Source organism: Streptococcus suis (genome assembly GCF_019794615.1).
GTDB classification, from domain to species: domain Bacteria; phylum Bacillota; class Bacilli; order Lactobacillales; family Streptococcaceae; genus Streptococcus; species Streptococcus suis_AI.
This window is the reverse complement of the sequence record NZ_JAIMDU010000043.1, coordinates 1-16,332: the sequence shown is the minus strand read 5'-3', so window position 1 is coordinate 16,332 and position 16,332 is coordinate 1. Positions and strand designations below refer to the sequence as shown.

Annotated in this window: 13 protein-coding genes; 4 read left to right on the top strand and 9 right to left on the bottom strand. The window is 37.9% G+C overall.

The window, feature by feature from the left end; genetic code table 11:
- Positions 1–509 precede the first annotated feature (509 nt).
- The 4 genes from K6V43_RS10240 (at position 510) to K6V43_RS10225 (ending at position 3,605) form a co-directional block, all read left to right on the top strand.
- A complete protein-coding gene (locus K6V43_RS10240; RefSeq protein WP_172007085.1) occupies positions 510–725 on the top strand; it encodes a CsbD family protein in 216 nt (71 codons plus the stop codon).
- 127 nt (positions 726–852) lie between these two features.
- Positions 853–1,287, top strand: coding sequence for a low molecular weight protein-tyrosine-phosphatase (locus K6V43_RS10235; RefSeq protein WP_024405121.1), 435 nt, complete (start codon positions 853–855; stop codon positions 1,285–1,287).
- A 121-nt stretch (positions 1,288–1,408) separates the two neighbouring features.
- Complete coding sequence (locus K6V43_RS10230) at positions 1,409–1,816, top strand: MORN repeat-containing protein (protein ID WP_172007084.1); 408 nt, start codon at positions 1,409–1,411, stop codon at positions 1,814–1,816.
- Positions 1,806–3,605, top strand: a complete 1,800-nt coding sequence (locus K6V43_RS10225) for an acyltransferase family protein (protein WP_222383000.1) — start codon at positions 1,806–1,808, stop codon at positions 3,603–3,605. The genes K6V43_RS10230 and K6V43_RS10225 overlap by 11 nt, the downstream gene beginning before the upstream one ends.
- A 55-nt stretch (positions 3,606–3,660) precedes the next feature.
- Here K6V43_RS10225 and K6V43_RS10220 read toward each other — a convergent pair whose 3' ends face one another.
- From K6V43_RS10220 to K6V43_RS10180, 9 genes are all read right to left on the bottom strand, one after another.
- Positions 3,661–3,840, bottom strand: coding sequence for a hypothetical protein (locus K6V43_RS10220; RefSeq protein WP_024404061.1), 180 nt, complete (start codon positions 3,838–3,840; stop codon positions 3,661–3,663).
- A gap of 10 nt (positions 3,841–3,850) precedes the next feature.
- Positions 3,851–5,161 (bottom strand): accessory Sec system glycosylation chaperone GtfB, encoded by a 1,311-nt coding sequence (gene gtfB, locus K6V43_RS10215; protein ID WP_222382998.1) that lies wholly within the window; start codon positions 5,159–5,161, stop codon positions 3,851–3,853.
- Entirely contained in the window at positions 5,158–6,660 is a 1,503-nt protein-coding gene (gene gtfA / locus K6V43_RS10210; protein WP_172007081.1) for an accessory Sec system glycosyltransferase GtfA, read from the bottom strand. Before gtfA ends, gtfB begins: the two co-directional genes overlap by 4 nt.
- Positions 6,661–6,672: 12 nt before the next feature.
- On the bottom strand, positions 6,673–9,060 hold the full coding sequence (secA2, locus tag K6V43_RS10205; RefSeq protein ID WP_222382996.1) for an accessory Sec system translocase SecA2: 2,388 nt from the start codon (positions 9,058–9,060) through the stop codon (positions 6,673–6,675).
- A complete protein-coding gene (asp3, locus tag K6V43_RS10200; protein ID WP_172103335.1) occupies positions 9,060–9,614 on the bottom strand; it encodes an accessory Sec system protein Asp3 in 555 nt (184 codons plus the stop codon). Before asp3 ends, secA2 begins: the two co-directional genes overlap by 1 nt.
- Positions 9,614–11,167 carry an accessory Sec system protein Asp2 gene (gene asp2, locus K6V43_RS10195; RefSeq protein ID WP_261311826.1) on the bottom strand — a complete coding sequence of 518 codons (1,554 nt, stop codon included), beginning with the start codon at positions 11,165–11,167 and terminating at the stop codon, positions 9,614–9,616. Before asp2 ends, asp3 begins: the two co-directional genes overlap by 1 nt.
- A gap of 8 nt (positions 11,168–11,175) precedes the next feature.
- On the bottom strand, positions 11,176–12,741 hold the full coding sequence (gene asp1 / locus K6V43_RS10190; RefSeq protein ID WP_172007078.1) for an accessory Sec system protein Asp1: 1,566 nt from the start codon (positions 12,739–12,741) through the stop codon (positions 11,176–11,178).
- A gap of 11 nt (positions 12,742–12,752) precedes the next feature.
- Positions 12,753–13,955, bottom strand: coding sequence for an accessory Sec system protein translocase subunit SecY2 (gene secY2 / locus K6V43_RS10185; RefSeq protein WP_222382992.1), 1,203 nt, complete (start codon positions 13,953–13,955; stop codon positions 12,753–12,755).
- A gap of 142 nt (positions 13,956–14,097) precedes the next feature.
- Positions 14,098–16,332, bottom strand: a 2,235-nt coding sequence (locus K6V43_RS10180) for a MucBP domain-containing protein (protein ID WP_222382990.1), incomplete at its 5' end; no start/stop codon positions are given.

The following is a 16,332-nucleotide window of genomic DNA, read 5'->3' as shown; positions in this document are numbered from 1 at the left end:
AAAAAATAATTTCAAAATAGAAAGGAACTTGTCCCATCCCAAATTCCAGATAACTAGAACTTACTTTGAGACGTCTCAGAGCCAGTAACTTTAGTGTACCCTTTTTTCAACATTTTCAAGACTAAATCCCCCTTGAATCAGCAGTTTAGTCAAAAAACAGAACTTAGTCTGAGACTAAATTCTGTTGATTTTATGCAGTTTTCTCAGAGTAACTTCTGGAAGAACAGGAACTAGAATTTACTTTGAGAATTTACCCAGTTTTATTATTATTTTTCGGTAAAAAAAGATATCAAATAAACGAATATAATCTCATTTTGAAGTCATTTTCTCTAAATTAACCAAACCAATCAGTCATAGCCATTCAAATGAATAATGAAATGATAATCTGTCGCCAAGCAAATCCCTTGCCTTTTAGTTCATTTTATTTTAGTATAGATATATCAACATGTTCTACAAGTTAGAATGACTTGGTGGGTAACCACCCTTGACGCAAAGAAAAGAGGATTCTTATGTCAGAAGATAAATTCAGCGCAAAATTGGATCAATTATCAGGCTCAGTAAAAGAAGGACTTGGTAAATTAACTGGTGACAAGGAAATCGAAGTTGAAGGAATTGTCGAAAAGGGAATCGGAAAAGCTAAAGAACTCGTGGAAGATGCTAAAGACGGCATCGAAGGCGCAGTACAAGGCATTAAAAATGCATTTGACAAGGAAGACAAATCATAATCTAATTCATATAGGTTGACTTCCTAAAGTTTATTACTCAATGTGAAAATAAGGGGTTGCGGGGAATTCAGACAATTGGTATGAATTCTACCCAACTCCTTTTTCTTCTGTACCGAAAGGAAATAGTATGCAAAAAATAGTTTTTGTCTGTCTTGGAAATATTTGCCGCAGTCCAATGGCAGAGTTTGTCATGAAAGATTTAACAAATCAGGTCTATATTGAAAGCCGAGCAACATCTAGCTGGGAACATGGAAATCCTATTCATCCTGGAACGCAAAATATTTTCAGAAAACACAATATCAGCTATGATAGCACAAAAACATCGCAACAAATCAGTCAGAAAGACTTTGAAACATTTGACCTTATCATTGGAATGGACAGTCAGAATGTCCAAGACCTGAAAAGAATGGCCCCTTCTTCTGCCCAAGATAAAATATTCCAATTTACTGACCAATCCGTTCCAGATCCATGGTACACTGGTGACTTTAATGAAACTTATGAGATAGTAAGAGAAGGCTGTTCCAAATGGCTAGATAGATTGCAAAACAGAAACCAAAAATAAATTTCTCTGTGTAATATTTTTGTAATATTTGTAAAAAAATGGTAAACTGTATTTGATTCTGTCGGCATCTTATTCCGGTATGATTAAAGTTCGGAATCAAATATATTGAAAGTGAATTTCTATGAAAGAGTTACAATTATCATCAATTAAACCTCATCTAACGCGCAAGAATATTGAAATTGCGACCGTTATCCTATTAGCCTTGTGTGCACTGTTTACCTTTGCTGGACGAATGAGTAGCAAGGAAGTCCTAACCCTAGATAATGGAAAAATCAAGTATGAAGGGTATGTTGTCGCCTCTAAAATGAATGGTCAAGGAAAACTGACCTTTGAAAATGGAGATACTTATGAAGGGGAATTCTCCAATGGAATTTTCAATGGAAAAGGAACCTATAAGTCAGCTCAAGGATGGACCTACACTGGTCAATTCAAAAATGGCTATGCGGATGGAAAAGGAAAACTAACCACCGAAGGACAAGCAACATACGAAGGAACATTTAAACAGGGGATTTATCAGCATGCGAATTAAATGGTTATCGGTTATTAGGGTTATTGGACTGTTATTTGTCTTACTTTATCACTATTTTATTAAACAATTCCCAGGTGGCTTTGTTGGGGTAGACCTATTCTTTACCCTGTCTGGTTATCTGACAACTGCTCTGCTTATTGATGAATTTGCAGCACACAAAAAAATTGACATCATTGCCTTTTTCCGTCGTAGAATCTATCGCATTCTACCACCTCTAGTACTGACTATCTTGCTCGTCGTTCCACTTGCACTGACCATTCGGAATGACTTCATCGCTAATATCGGTAGTCAAATCACTGCTGCTTTAGGTTTTGTAACAAACTTTTTTGAAATCCTATCTGGTGGAAGCTATGAAAACCAGTTTTCTCCTCATCTGTTCGTACATACTTGGACACTCGCTATTGAGATGCAATTCTATATCATCTGGGCAGGATTTATCTGGTTCATGGCAAGAACTGCTCGAACAATTGGACAACTGAGAGGAACCATTTTCCTCAGTTCAAGTATTCTATTTCTCTTCAGTTTCTTGGGAATGTTCATTTCTAGCTTTTTTGTCAGCAACCAGTCAACCATTTATTACTCAACCTTTACACATATATTCCCATTCTTTATCGGAAGCATTTTAGCGACAATAGTGGGAATTAAGCAAACGACATCCTCATTCCACAAGCTGGTTGAACAAATCTCAATCCGAAACCTATTACTCATTTTTGCAGCAGGCCTCGGTATTGAGTTACTCCTTCTCTTCTTCCTTCAATTCAGTTCTATTTGGACTTACCTCTTTGGTTTCCTCTTGTCCGGTTTGGCAACAGCTGCAATGATCTTCTCCGCTCGAATTCTTCATGAGAAAACACCAAATATTTCCGAACCAAAGGCTATCTTATTTATTGCCAATATTTCTTATGGAATGTATCTCTTCCATTGGCCATTATTAATCATCTTTTCTCAATTACTACCAAGTATCGTTGCTGTTATCCTTTCTCTCATTTTTTCTACTATTCTCTCAACTATTTCCTTCTACATTTGGGAACCGTATGTTGCTGGTAAAGTTGGAAAAATATTTGGACTAGCAGTCGACTTGAAGCCATTTAATAAGCAAATCACCATTGGTTTTTCGATTCTAATCCTAATAAACCTCGTTATCTGCCTCTTTGCACCTAAACTAGGAAACTTTGACAAAGAAAACATGGTTAGTTCTCTTTACCAAGCACAAACGCAATTGACAATCACTCGTTCTGGAGTTGAGAATGCTCAAGCAACTGGATATGAAATTCAAGAAGGAGTAACCATTTTCGGTGACTCTGTTACAGTCCGTGCTAGCACAGCTGTTCAAACTGCTTTACCTGACGCACAAATCGATGGAACAGTTAGCCGTCATTTAACAGAAATTGCTGGCTTAATTAGTTTATATAAACAGAACAATACCCTGAAACAAACTGTTGTAGTTGCTCTAGGGACAAATACAAGTGATAATTATCAAGAATTATTAGATCAGCTTGTCAAAGAATTTCCTAAAGGGCACAGACTCATCTTTGTCACACCATATGATGGAAATTACACCCCAAGCAATTCACTTGCTTATCAGACAGGTCAATACGAAAAAGAATTGGCTGATAAATATGATTATATTTCAATTGCTGACTGGTACCAAGCCGCAAAAGATAATCCAAACATCTGGATTAATACAGACCTTGTGCATTTCAATCTCGAAACAGATGGAGCAACAATCTTTGCAACAACCATTAAGGATGCTGTAGAAGCCAGTGCAAATGGACCAATTAAAAATTAAATATGAAAAAAAAAAAAAAACGATTTCCTACAAACTGGAAATCGTTTTTCATTCTTTATTTAAAAATTGATAAGAGCTGTCCAACCAGTGAAAATACGACTGCCAGCGTCATTAAAAGAATCAACAAAATATAGATGAGCGGTTTCTTTTTCTTTTCCTCTGATGCTTCAACATGTCTGGCCTGATGAATTCGTTTTTCAATATCTTCTTTTAAGAGTGAATTTTCTTTTGCCATAGTAACCTCCTCATTCAAGTACCTTTTGATAATTTTCAACTAGTTCTTGACCAGTAGACAGACGTTGGCGTGAGATGAAAGCTTTTGGATCTTGTTCATACTGCTTGACTCGTTGAATAAATAAATCAGGCTTACTCCGCAAAATAATATTTTCAGGTAAGGTCAAAGTAGCATTATGACTCGTATTGACAAAAGCGAAAATCGCTTGATTATTTTCAAATGCCCTACGAACCTGACCATCAATTTCTGAACCATGATTAATATCAAAATAGAGATCACATTCATCTACTAATTGATTCAATAATGCAGGAGTAACATTAGGATAAAGAGTGACCTGACTTCTTGAACCATATGCCATCAAACGTTGAGACATTTCAGTTAAGGCTGCAATATGAAAATGATACTCTGGCAATCCAGCTAAAAGGAAGTCGATTTGCTCTAACTGATCCGAATTTGTCACAATTAAAATACTCTTATTACCCGAATTCTCGCGATGGCTTGGATAAATAAAACCAAGATAATGAACTTGAGCATGGTATTCCTCAGGAAGAAGTCCAAGCAGTTCTGTATATACTTGATATTTTTGGACAATGATCGTTTGCTTACGAGCCTTATTCGCCAACATAGCAAGCATATTTCCAGGAACAGAACCATTAAGATTTTCCTGCCAGAAAAGAATGTTTTCTCCTTCTGTAGGCAATTGATTGGCAATGAAGAATGGAAACGATAGAGAATTAAATGAGACACGACTTTGATCGATTCCTAAACAATCGATAAAGAATCTATAAAACTCCACTTTACCATGAAATAAATATGTTTGCCCTTGCCACTCTAAAATAATATCTTGCGTTACAAAATTCTCTAAGATAACCTCTCGCCCCGAAGGATCATAGTAAGCACGACTATACACGCGCTCTTGTTCATCAAAAAATGTTTTTGAAAACAGGTAACCATTTTTATTATAATGATCAGAAGTAATCACTTTACCACTACGATCATACCAATCTACAGCCTTCACAAAACGACGATAGCCTGGTGTTGCAAAAAAGATTTTCCCTTTTAGAATATCATAATCCCAAATTTCTGCCTCTTTACTAGTACCAGTAATTTCCCAAAAATGCTGTGTTGGAACTTGATTGAAATAAAGCGGTTTACCACTGACTTGATCCATTCCAGAAAAATAGGCATAGGCCGACGTAACCCCTTCTGGCAAGAATCCATCATCTTGCAACACAATAGCAGGACCATCAAATCCAGAGACCGATAAAGAATGAAATAAGTCTTCACTCGCTTCTAAAAATTGATCATAAATTTGAATCATTGTGTGATCTCCTTAATAAATGACAACCACTTCTCCTCCAAACGTGTTGTTAAAAATTCCTCTGCTACTTCATAAGAAGTATTATGGTAAGTTGACAATTCTCCTTGATACAATCGAACCAACTCACGCGCAAATGCTTCAGCGTAGGTGATTGGATTATCCGGTTGTACCCTAGGAATAAGGTAACCATTTTTACCATCCATGATAAAAGTCTGATTCCCATACGGAACATCTAGTCCAATCATTGCTAAACCAGAACCGACAGCTTCCATCAAGGTCAATCCAAAACCTTCACTCGTTGAAGCAGTCAGATAAACTTCATAATCCTGATAAATTGTCGTTAAGTCCTGATGCCCCATAAGCCGAATGTAATCCGTAGCATGCTTTTCTTCAATCAATTTTGCTAATGGACCACGTTGCCCACCTTCACCATAAATATCAAAAGTTAATTGAGGCAACTCCTTACGAGCAAGGGTAACACCTTCAATCAGCCAGTCAATATGTTTTTCAGAAGCAAGACGGGAACAAGTCAACGTAGAAAAGGCTTTTCTGCCCTTTTCTGACTCCATCAATTGGTCTAGACTTCCTACAGGGAGAGTAACGACATTTGGTTCGATACCATAATAGTGCTTAAATTGTCGAGAAAGCGTTTCAGTCTGCGCATCTGTAGATGTGATAAAGGCATCCACTTCACTTGCTTGAGTAAACTGGTAATCGTAGAAATTATTCCACAAAATTGCTTGATCTGTTGTATTACCAATACTGTAATGCTCCGCATGAACTACCACACCTAATTTGGCATCTCCTTTATGTCTCATAACAGCTTGCCCAATACCAGTTGCCCGGTCCAAAAGAATAATATCTTTTTTCGTCAGCTTTAGGCTATCCAACATACGGGCAATAAGCTCCTCTTTGGAATAGAGAATGGCATCTGAAAAACGGAAAAGACTTTTCTGACCTTGAACCAATTCTTCATAGGCTATACTACCATCTTGATGGAAAAAGACACGACGGTACAACTTAGGAGAGTCGTTTTCTGGAACATAATACTCCGAAAATACTTTTGTATAACTATAATAATCCTTACGAATCAATTTCCCCTTACTAAGGTACTCCACCCTTTGAACGATTGTTGGACAATCTTTCTTAAAGAAAATTAAGATTGCTGCATCCTTATTTTCAATACGATAGCGCAAAGCAGTTGGAGATTGCGACTCTAGGACAATATTTTTTGGTAGGGTTGCTAACAATTCTTCCAAAGAGTAAGTCGTCTCATGCGTCTCTACATCGGTAAAGTAACTATAGAGCCAGATAACTTCATGATTTTCAAAACCAATATTTGCAGTGAAATGGGCAATGTTTTCATTCTGAAACATATCCGTGAAGATAAATTTTGCATCAAGATTCAATTTGCGGAAAATTGCCGCTCGATAAACCTGAGCATATTCAACACCACTGCTGGCCCAACCAATGCCTTTGTTGATATTATAAACAGTCATTATTTTTCCTTTTTAAACGTAATAAACCGATTGTTTCCCATTAGGAGCCGTTTCGATCGTACTCAAGAGAATATTGCGTACAATTTTCTGATGTACCATCTGTGTCATTTCTTGATAGGTTGTTAGGGACTCTTTGTAATATTCATAAATATTATTTCGCTGAGCCAAAGCCCTAGAAGTTACCAATCCCTTTAATTGTTGAAGACTATCTACCTCTTCAACCCAACATTCATCAATTGCTTTCAATACAGAAACACGATAAAATTCAAGCAATTCTTCCCGTTGATTAAATTGAGCTCTTTTGACAGTTAATTCCCTATCCATCAACTTTCTAACCAAAGATTTTACCGCTTCAGTATCACTTAATTGAAAATTTTCTGGGAATTTCCTGAAATTATATGTGATATTTTCTAGAATATACCGACGAATCTGTTGATAGGTGAGTTCACCTTTCCTATCACATAAGCGATCTAGTTCAGCTTCAAAAATTTCAAGAATACGATTTTCTAAATCTGCCTCATCAGACATTAAACGATTACGAAGATTATATATTTTTCCTCTTTGCACGCGCATACTCTCATCAAATTGCACCGTATTGTGACGCATTTGAACAGCCTCATCTTCTGCACGAGTTTGAGCATTTCGGACCATGCTATGGAACCGTCTACCTTTTAAAGGTTTTCCGTATTGAGAATGTTCCTCGTTATTTCGTTTATCAAAATAACGTTTAACCCATTTTGGACCGTGAGTCATAATTAATTCATCTTCTAAAGAAACAAAGAATTGTGACATTCCTGGTTCTCCCTGACGTCCAGCACGACCTCTAAGTTGGCCATCCATACGGGTATTAATCATACGTTCTGTACCGATTACCGCCAAACCACCAAGCTCTGCAACGCCAGGACCAAGTTTTATATCTGTCCCGCGACCAGCAAGAACAGTTGCACAAGTCACATTTCCAAATTGTCCCGCTTCTTTAATTATCATAGCTTCCTTAGACACATTGTTTGCTGTTAAGGTATTATGGGCAATCCCTTCGTGTAAAAGAAGTTGAGAATAAATTTGTGTAATTTCCACACTACCGGATACAAGGAGAATTGGTCGACCAACAGCATGTAACTCTTTTACAAGCTCAATCGTAGCAATCAATTTTTCTGGCAGAGTAGCATAAATTTTATCTGGGTGATCTATCCGCTGAATCGGTAAATTGGTCGGAATAGCAACAACAGGAATCTTATAGGTCTTAATTAACTCCTCTTCCGCATCTCGACCAGTACCTGTCATCCCAGATAAGGTTGGAAACATATTAAATAGACTTTGATAGGTTACGGATCCCATAGCTCTACTCTCAGTTGTTTTGGGAACACCCTCTTTGGCTTCTATAGCCTGATGTATTCCTGATTGGAGACGTGTACCTTCCAAAATTCGTCCAGATCGTAGATCTAATAGTTTGACTTCCTCATCTTGAATGACATAATCCACATCCCTTTTGAAAATATGATGAGCTCTTAGCGCCAAATTAATTTGACGGTTCAACTCCCACATATCCTCAGCATAGAGATCATCTATGGTGAAATACCGCTCAGCTTGATCGATACCTTGCTCCGTCAAATAAACTTCTTTTTTATCCAGATTCAAGTAGTAATCTTCATCAACTTTTAAAGTTCGGACAAAACGATCACAGGTATCAAATAGGTTTGACTGAACACGTGGGGAACCAGAAATAATCAATGGCGTTTGTGCAATATCCAATAATACCGCGTCTGCCTCATCGACAATCACATAATGAAAGTCTCTCATAAATTTTTGCTGTGTTGAAGCGGCCAAATTATCCAATAAATAGTCAAAACCAAGACCAGCACCAGTCGTATACGTAATGTCTGCGTCGTACACAGCCCGCTTTTCTTCAACCTCTGGATCATACCCTTCCTCAAAAACACCTATACCAACTGTCAAACCAAGAAAACGATACAACTCGCCCATTTCCTCAGCATCCCTTTTAGCTAAGTATTCATTGGTCGTTACGAGAATCGCCCCTTTACCAGACAGTCCATTAAGATACAAAGGCATTGTAGCTGTGAGGGTTTTACCTTCTCCGGTCTTCATTTCAGCGATACACCCCAAATGAAGAGCGACAGCACCCATGACCTGAACATCATATGGAAATTTCCCCAAAACTCGAAGAGAGGCCTCACGACAAACTGCAAAGGCTTCAACCATGATATCATTTAGCGTTTCACCATTTGCCAAACGCTCTCTAAAGAGAGGAGTTTGCGCTTGCAGCTCCTCATCACTCATTGCTTGATACCGTTTTTTTAGGTCATTGACTTTCCGTGCCAATCGTTTAATTCTAATCAATCTCCATTGATTCATCAATGAGGAACGTGATAATGTGTTCATTAAACTCCTTCATCTGTAACTGTTTGAATAAAATCTTTAACTAAGAATAACTCAGAAGGTAAATCTTTCCTTTTATACTGAAGATTTAATCCTTCTTCTAGGAATAATTCACGCTGATCAATTTGTCCATAGATTGCAATCTTTTCAAAAATAACTGCGTGACACCCAGCTCCAACAATACTCAATTGATACCAAAACGTATCTTTTGGAAGAGTAAACCTTTCATCCGTATCTTTCAATATCTCTGTATCAATCAATTCATTTTGCCGATTATAATAATGAAATTGTAGATAGACAGTTCCTTCAGGCTCTGAAGTAAAGTGCTTTCTAACAGAATACTCTCTTCCAGGTGCTAAGAGAGGTAATGGGGGAGCCATTCGATTTGCCTGAAAATTTGTCTTAGAAAGCCATGTTTTAATCGTTTTCCCTGATGCAAAGTACCGATTATCAAAAAGAATTTTGGTTCCTTTTTGTTGGATCATCGATGCATAAACATAATCAGAAGTCCGGCTAACTGGTCCCCAAGTAATCTCAGCGATCAAATTTTCTTCCATTATATATTCCTTTCAAAATCATGCGATAGAATTTTATAATATTGATTCAAAAACCACTTATTGATAGCCATACTATTGTCGTTATGACGCCCTTCATATCCTTTGGCAAAAATATGGACTTGATCTTCTGACATAAAATCAATGAGTCGCCAAATAGCCTCTGGGTCATAATCATCATTCTCCATATAGGCAATTGCAAATTTTGTTTTTGAAAAATCAGCCTGTGCAAACTTTTCCCAAAAACGCAAGTTAAACAACTGTATACCCGTAGTCTCATTCCGTCCGACTACATTATGGAGCATATCACCACTTGTTTCAAACTCGTCAGGGCGTTTCAGTTTCAAATTTGTAACGACATCGCCAAGATTGGTAAAAGGTTTCCCAACAACAACCGCATGGGGTTCTAACCAACTTGCATAATATAGTCCACCAAATGCGCCCATTGACAAGCCTGATAAAATCAATTGACTCGAGTCAAAATCCAAATAGTCCAAAGCATCACGAATGGCTTGTACAATCTGCTGTTCCAATGAGTCCGTTCCCAAATAGAAACATCCGCCCTCTAAACGAGGATCTGAAACTAAAAGGAACGGAGCACCCATTTTTTTCATCATATAGTACCCTTCGAACCCTTCCGCTGGACGGAAACCCGAAAAATACACGTTCAATGGAGGTTTCATATCCCCTGGATGAAAATAGGTGAAAATTTCTTGACGATTTTCATCAACATGTCGCATTCCACCCATAATAAATTGACCAAGACCTGATCGAGAAAATCGTCTATGGCACGAACCAACACTAATTTTACCTTGACCTTTCGCAAAGAAGGTTAAACAATAATAACCAACTGAATCAATATCTGGCAATTGAATTGGAGCAGCAAGGTCTTCTTCAGTATACATTCGTCTGTCAAGAATATCAGAAATACTACCCTTTGATAAGGAAACAACTTCAAGAGCAAGCTGACAAGTATCGTCTTTAATATATTCTTGCCATATTTCTGTCAATTTCTCATCTGCCATTATATTGTAACGATAGGTAAAAAGTGGTTGAAAATCATGACCAAAAAATCCATCAAAATCAACTTTGACAAACCCATCATAGACAACCTCACCCTGAAAAGTAGGCATGATATCTATATCCGTAACCTTTAACTTATCCCCATATTGACCAGAAAACAGGTTTTTCTGTAAAAATCGAAGAGTTTCTTCTCTACTAGCTTTTTGAGGTAATTCTCTAGGGCAAAGACGGGCGAAGAAACCTCTTTTTTCTTTATTCAAAATATGACCATTTTCATCTAAAAAGGTCGTATAGGGATCCAAGTAAGGAGATAGGATTTCTAATTCACTTTCTTCAACAGATGACGTCACTAGGAGGGCACTAAGTAGTAACGGTTTTCCACCTGCTTTTAATAACAGAGATAATTCTGTCTCTTCATCATCCTGGTTCGCCATATCTCTCAGATCATTCGGACTAGCGAAATGCCATTCAATACCTTCTGGCACCTCAGCTGAAGCGAACCAATCTGACTCACCAACTTGTAAGATATGCATGATTCCCATTATTTCTTAACAAATTCCTTCCATTGTTCTATCAATCGACCACTAGTATAATCACTCATTCGTTCAACTGCTCCAACCAATGATTGATTCCAGTTGGCTAAACCATCACAAAAATAGTGTACCGCCTTGTTTATCTCTTCTACATCAGTTAAAATCCAGCCATTTACATGATTTTTTACAAAATCCGACTGAACAAGTAAAATTTGAGGAATCCCTGCACTCAAACTAGCAATTTGCGAATAGAGGTCAGGAGTTTCTGAAAGATCAATATAAAGACGAGCAGTATCTAATGCCTGAATAATTTGTTCCTCTGTTGAAAACAAGCTAAAAGTGACACGGTTCGTTTCCACCTCTTCTTGCGTATCAATTTGGTTCTCACCACTATCCGACTTAGGCGAAAAGAATTTAGATGGATCGTACGTTGAATAAATGATATCTTTAACCTTTTGTTCTAATGCCGTCAAAGGATATTGTCTTTTATAGGTCACAAAATGCAAAGAAAGCAAGGGATTTTCTTCAACCAAACCTAGTAATCCTTTTAATGCGCGGTCGAGATGCACATCAGAAATTCCATCAACCAAACAATACAATATCATTTCTTTCATATTGTGACTCTGTCCCAAACGCAACCGAGTATCAAAAGGAGTCATTCTGTAAATTGAGTCTGTTGGTAGCCCTTCTTCTTCCGATAGTTGATTTAAAACATCATGAGTTGTTTCGGAATCGACCAGGACACCTGTTGACTGTGAAAGTATCGTCATGACCAAGTCACGATTGTTTACATCCAAACGACGACTGAAAAAAGATACCATTTTTGTATGATCGATGAAAACTTCCAATAACATTTCAGTATGTTGTTGATCAGCTGCAATGACGACTACATCATCCGCACGAATCATTTTGAACTTCACAACTTCTAATCGTTCTTCAATGAGTTGGTCCCAGGATTCATAAGACGAACGCATAAATGCACGATCAGATTGGGGATTGACTTCTAACCAATATTGGTCCTGTTGATGCCACTCCCTCACTTGCCAAACACCATTTTGATTCAAAAAATCATGATGAAGTAACTGACCATTTTCAAAAAATTGAATACTTGACAGAAAGCCTCGATCATCAAACAAATAACGCTTATCCATTTGATGATCTTTGAAAAATTGAATGGCAAGAAGAGTCCCATTTTCAGAAAAATGAATTTCTGCCAATAGTTGATCTCCCACCCGTGCCAATGCAGCAAAGGGAGAATAAATGAAATATGTACCTTCAGGCCAAGACAATTCTTTAAAATCCACTATTTTTACTGAATTCGATTGAATTCCTTGAATATCATCAAAAAAGGACCAGTACGAAGTAGAATGAATATCTAATTTATGTAAGAAATAGCGGAAATGTGGCTGATAACCAAGAATCAACATTCTTGCTTCTTCATCGCTATTTTCAAACATTTTTATCTGGTGGATTGAGTCATCAAAAGACAGTTGTTCAATCACCCGAAACCAATACGGTGTTTCACCAACCCACTTTTTTGACTCTCCATACCATGATGGAACAAAATAATACATTCCTACTCCTTCTATATAATATCCTGATATTTTTTCCAAGATTGAATAATATCAACCTGTTCTACAATAGAAAGCATCAACGTTGTAACAATATAAATTTGATTCAACAGCATCCCTAAACTCACATCCAGATTCAACCACCAAACAATAAACAAGGGTAATCCGCCCATCAAACAAGTATAGATTGCACCAATAAATGCCATTCGGTTCAAATACTTAGTCAAATAGCGCTGTGTGTCGCGTCCTGGTCGTACATGAGCAATGTAATCTCCATTTTTTTGCATATTCTCAGCGACATCTGCTGGATCCAAATTAAAATAAGCAAACCCATAAGAAAGCAAGAATAAAATAGCATTATATAAAATGATTCCCGGAAGATAAGCAATCGCCAATTCATCCTGCAAGGTTCTTAACCAACCAATTTCTGGATGGGCTGAGCTAAATAAATTTAGAATCAATATCGGAAAACTCATCAAGGTAATTGCATACATAAAAGGCATACCACCTGCAGGAGTAATCCGAATAGGAAGATAGGAAGACTTCACTAATCGACTATTGATTGTGATCCGTTTGATTGGAATCCGATACTCTGCCAAATAGAAAACAATTGTAATGAAAACAGCAAATAAAAGAATCAATATAAAGAAGCCTGTAGCCAGTAGAGAATCACTGATTGTAGAATCTAAATTTGCCAAACTTGTAATAATATTGAGCACCACACCAGTTGCAATAATAGCTGATGACCCACCCAAACCAATTTGTGTATTGATATTTGAAAACCACTGCAATACAAAGGAGCCAGCAATCATGACAATAACCGTAGATACATTTTGTAACATCGTCACTTGATTGGACTGTATCATAGATAAATACCCTACAGCTTGTATCGCAGCAATAGCCAACAAGAGCAGCATTTGGCTAACATGATTTTGAAAATCGGTGAAATATTTATTTATTTTCATCGTCGCAACAAAGCGCCATAAAATCATACTAGTCATCCATGGACTTAGCCCCAGCGAGAACAGATTTAAGCGACTCAGTTCTCCACCTGTTACCATAGCCAGAGTATTCAAACTTTCAGCTAATTTAGATTGATTTGGGATATTCTCAGGAAAAGTTGCTAAGGGAATATATCTTCCTAACATATAAATAAAGAGAATCGCAATGGTCCAGCTAATCCGTTTTACAAGACTAGAAGTAAAAAATTTCTTCATGTAACCTCTATGTTTTTTCTTTCTATTTTATCATATATGGTAAAAAATGTATATTTCACCACATATGATAAAACCGAAGCTAGTTACAACTAGCTTCGATTTTACTTATACTACTGAATCATTTCCAGAGTAATACTTAAGCTTAGTCTTCGTTCTTTTTACGACGACTTGCCACAGTACCTAACAAGAGTCCAAGACCTAATAGAGTAGGCATTACAGATGACTCTTGACCTGTATTAGGAAGAACTGCTTTTGGTGAAGCTGGAACAGTCTTCTGACCAGGAGCCGGAGCATCTACTGCCGGTCTTGGTTTAGGTGCATCTGGAGTTGTAGGTGTATCAGTATTTGGCACGTCATTACCTGGAGTTACAGGTGTAGTTGGCGTTGTTGGTTTCACTGGTACATAAGGGATTGGTGTGTCAATACCAGGATTTTCTGGTGTTGGCGGAATATAACCCTTAGATGGATCTTCTGGATCTACCGGTGTCAACGGTTGGTTGTTCTTAGGATCAACTGGAACATAACCTGGAACGTAAGGAATCACTGTACCTGGGTTTGGTGTTACTGGCACATCTGGATTTGTTGGATCGAATGGATATGGAACTTCTGGGTAGTCTGTTGAAGGTACGCCAGGAATTTGTGGAATCCAGTTCGCAACTTTTTGGTAAACGTAAGTGATAGATGTTTCACCTTCTACAACTTGACCATTTTCTGATCCGATTGTCTTAGATGGAACAAGGATGTAACGAGTACCGTCTTCAGTAACAATTTCAGTTGGTTTGTTATCTGTTGTATCGTAATCAGTACCTACAGCTGCTTTATCAGTATCTGTAACTGGAGTCTTGATTACATTACCTTCAGAATCCACGTAGTTAACAACAACTGAACCAGTCTTAGGTGTTTCTACCGGTACGTAAGGGATTGGAGTATCAATACCAGGATTTTCTGGTGTTGGTGGCACATAACCCTTAGATGGATCTTCTGGATCTACTGGTGTCAACGGAGTATTATCCTTAGGATCAACTGGAGTATATCCTGGAACGTAAGGAATCACTGTACCTGGGTTTGGTGTTACTGGCACATCTGGATTTGTTGGATCGAATGGATATGGAACTTCTGGGTAGTCTGTTGAAGGTACGCCAGGAATTTGTGGAATCCAGTTCGCAACTTTTTGGTAAACGTAAGTGATAGAAGTTTCACCTTCTACAACTTGACCATTTTCTGATCCGATTGTCTTAGATGGAACAAGAACATAACGAGTACCGTCTTCAGTAACAATTTCAGTTGGTTTGTTATCTGTTGTATCGTAATCAGTACCTACAGCTGCTTTATCAGTATCTGTAACTGGAGTCTTGATTACATTACCTTCAGAATCCACGTAGTTAACAACAACTGAACCAGTCTTAGGTGTTTCTACCGGTACGTAAGGGATTGGAGTATCAATACCAGGATTTTCTGGTGTTGGTGGCACATAACCCTTAGATGGATCTTCTGGATCTACTGGTGTCAACGGAGTATTATCCTTAGGATCCACTGGTGTGTAACCTGGTACGTGTGGTACTACTGGTTGTTCTGTTTCTGGGTTTGTAGGGATTGTTGGAATCTCTGCATCCGGTTTTGTTGGATCGAATGGGTACTCAGTTGTTGGACGTTCGTTTTCTGGAACATCTGGAATCAATGGAATCCATTTCGCAACTTTTTGGTAAACGTAAGTGATAGATGTTTCACCTTCTACTACTTGACCATTTTCTGAACCAATTGTCTTAGATGGAACACGTACATACTTGGTACCGTCCTCAGTAGTGATGACTTCTGGCATATTGTCAGTTGTGTCGTAATCTGTTCCTACTGGAGCATCTGTTGTATCTTTGACTGGTGCTTGAAGAACGTTACCTTCTGTATCTACATAGTTAACAATAACTGAACCTGTTTTAGCTTGTTCAGATGCTGATGTTGAAGCTGACTCAGATGCTGATGTTGAAGCTGATTCAGACGCTGATGTTGAAGCTGACTCAGACGCTGATGTTGAAGCTGATTCAGACGCTGATGTTGAAGCTGATTCAGACGCTGATGTGCTTGCTGACTCAGACGCTGATGTTGAAGCTGACTCAGATGCTGATGTGCTTGCTGATTCTGATGCGCTTGTGCTTGCTGACTCAGACGCACTTGTACTTACAGACTCAGATACAGAAGCACTATTTGATTCTGATTCTGAAATTACTTTACTTGCAGATTCAGAAACAGATGTGCTGTTTGACTCAGATTCTGAAATTACAGTACTTACTGATTCTGATACAGAAGTTGATTCAGAAGCTGATACAGATGCTGAAACTGAAGTTGATTCAGATTGGCTCGCTGATACTGATGCTGATTCAGA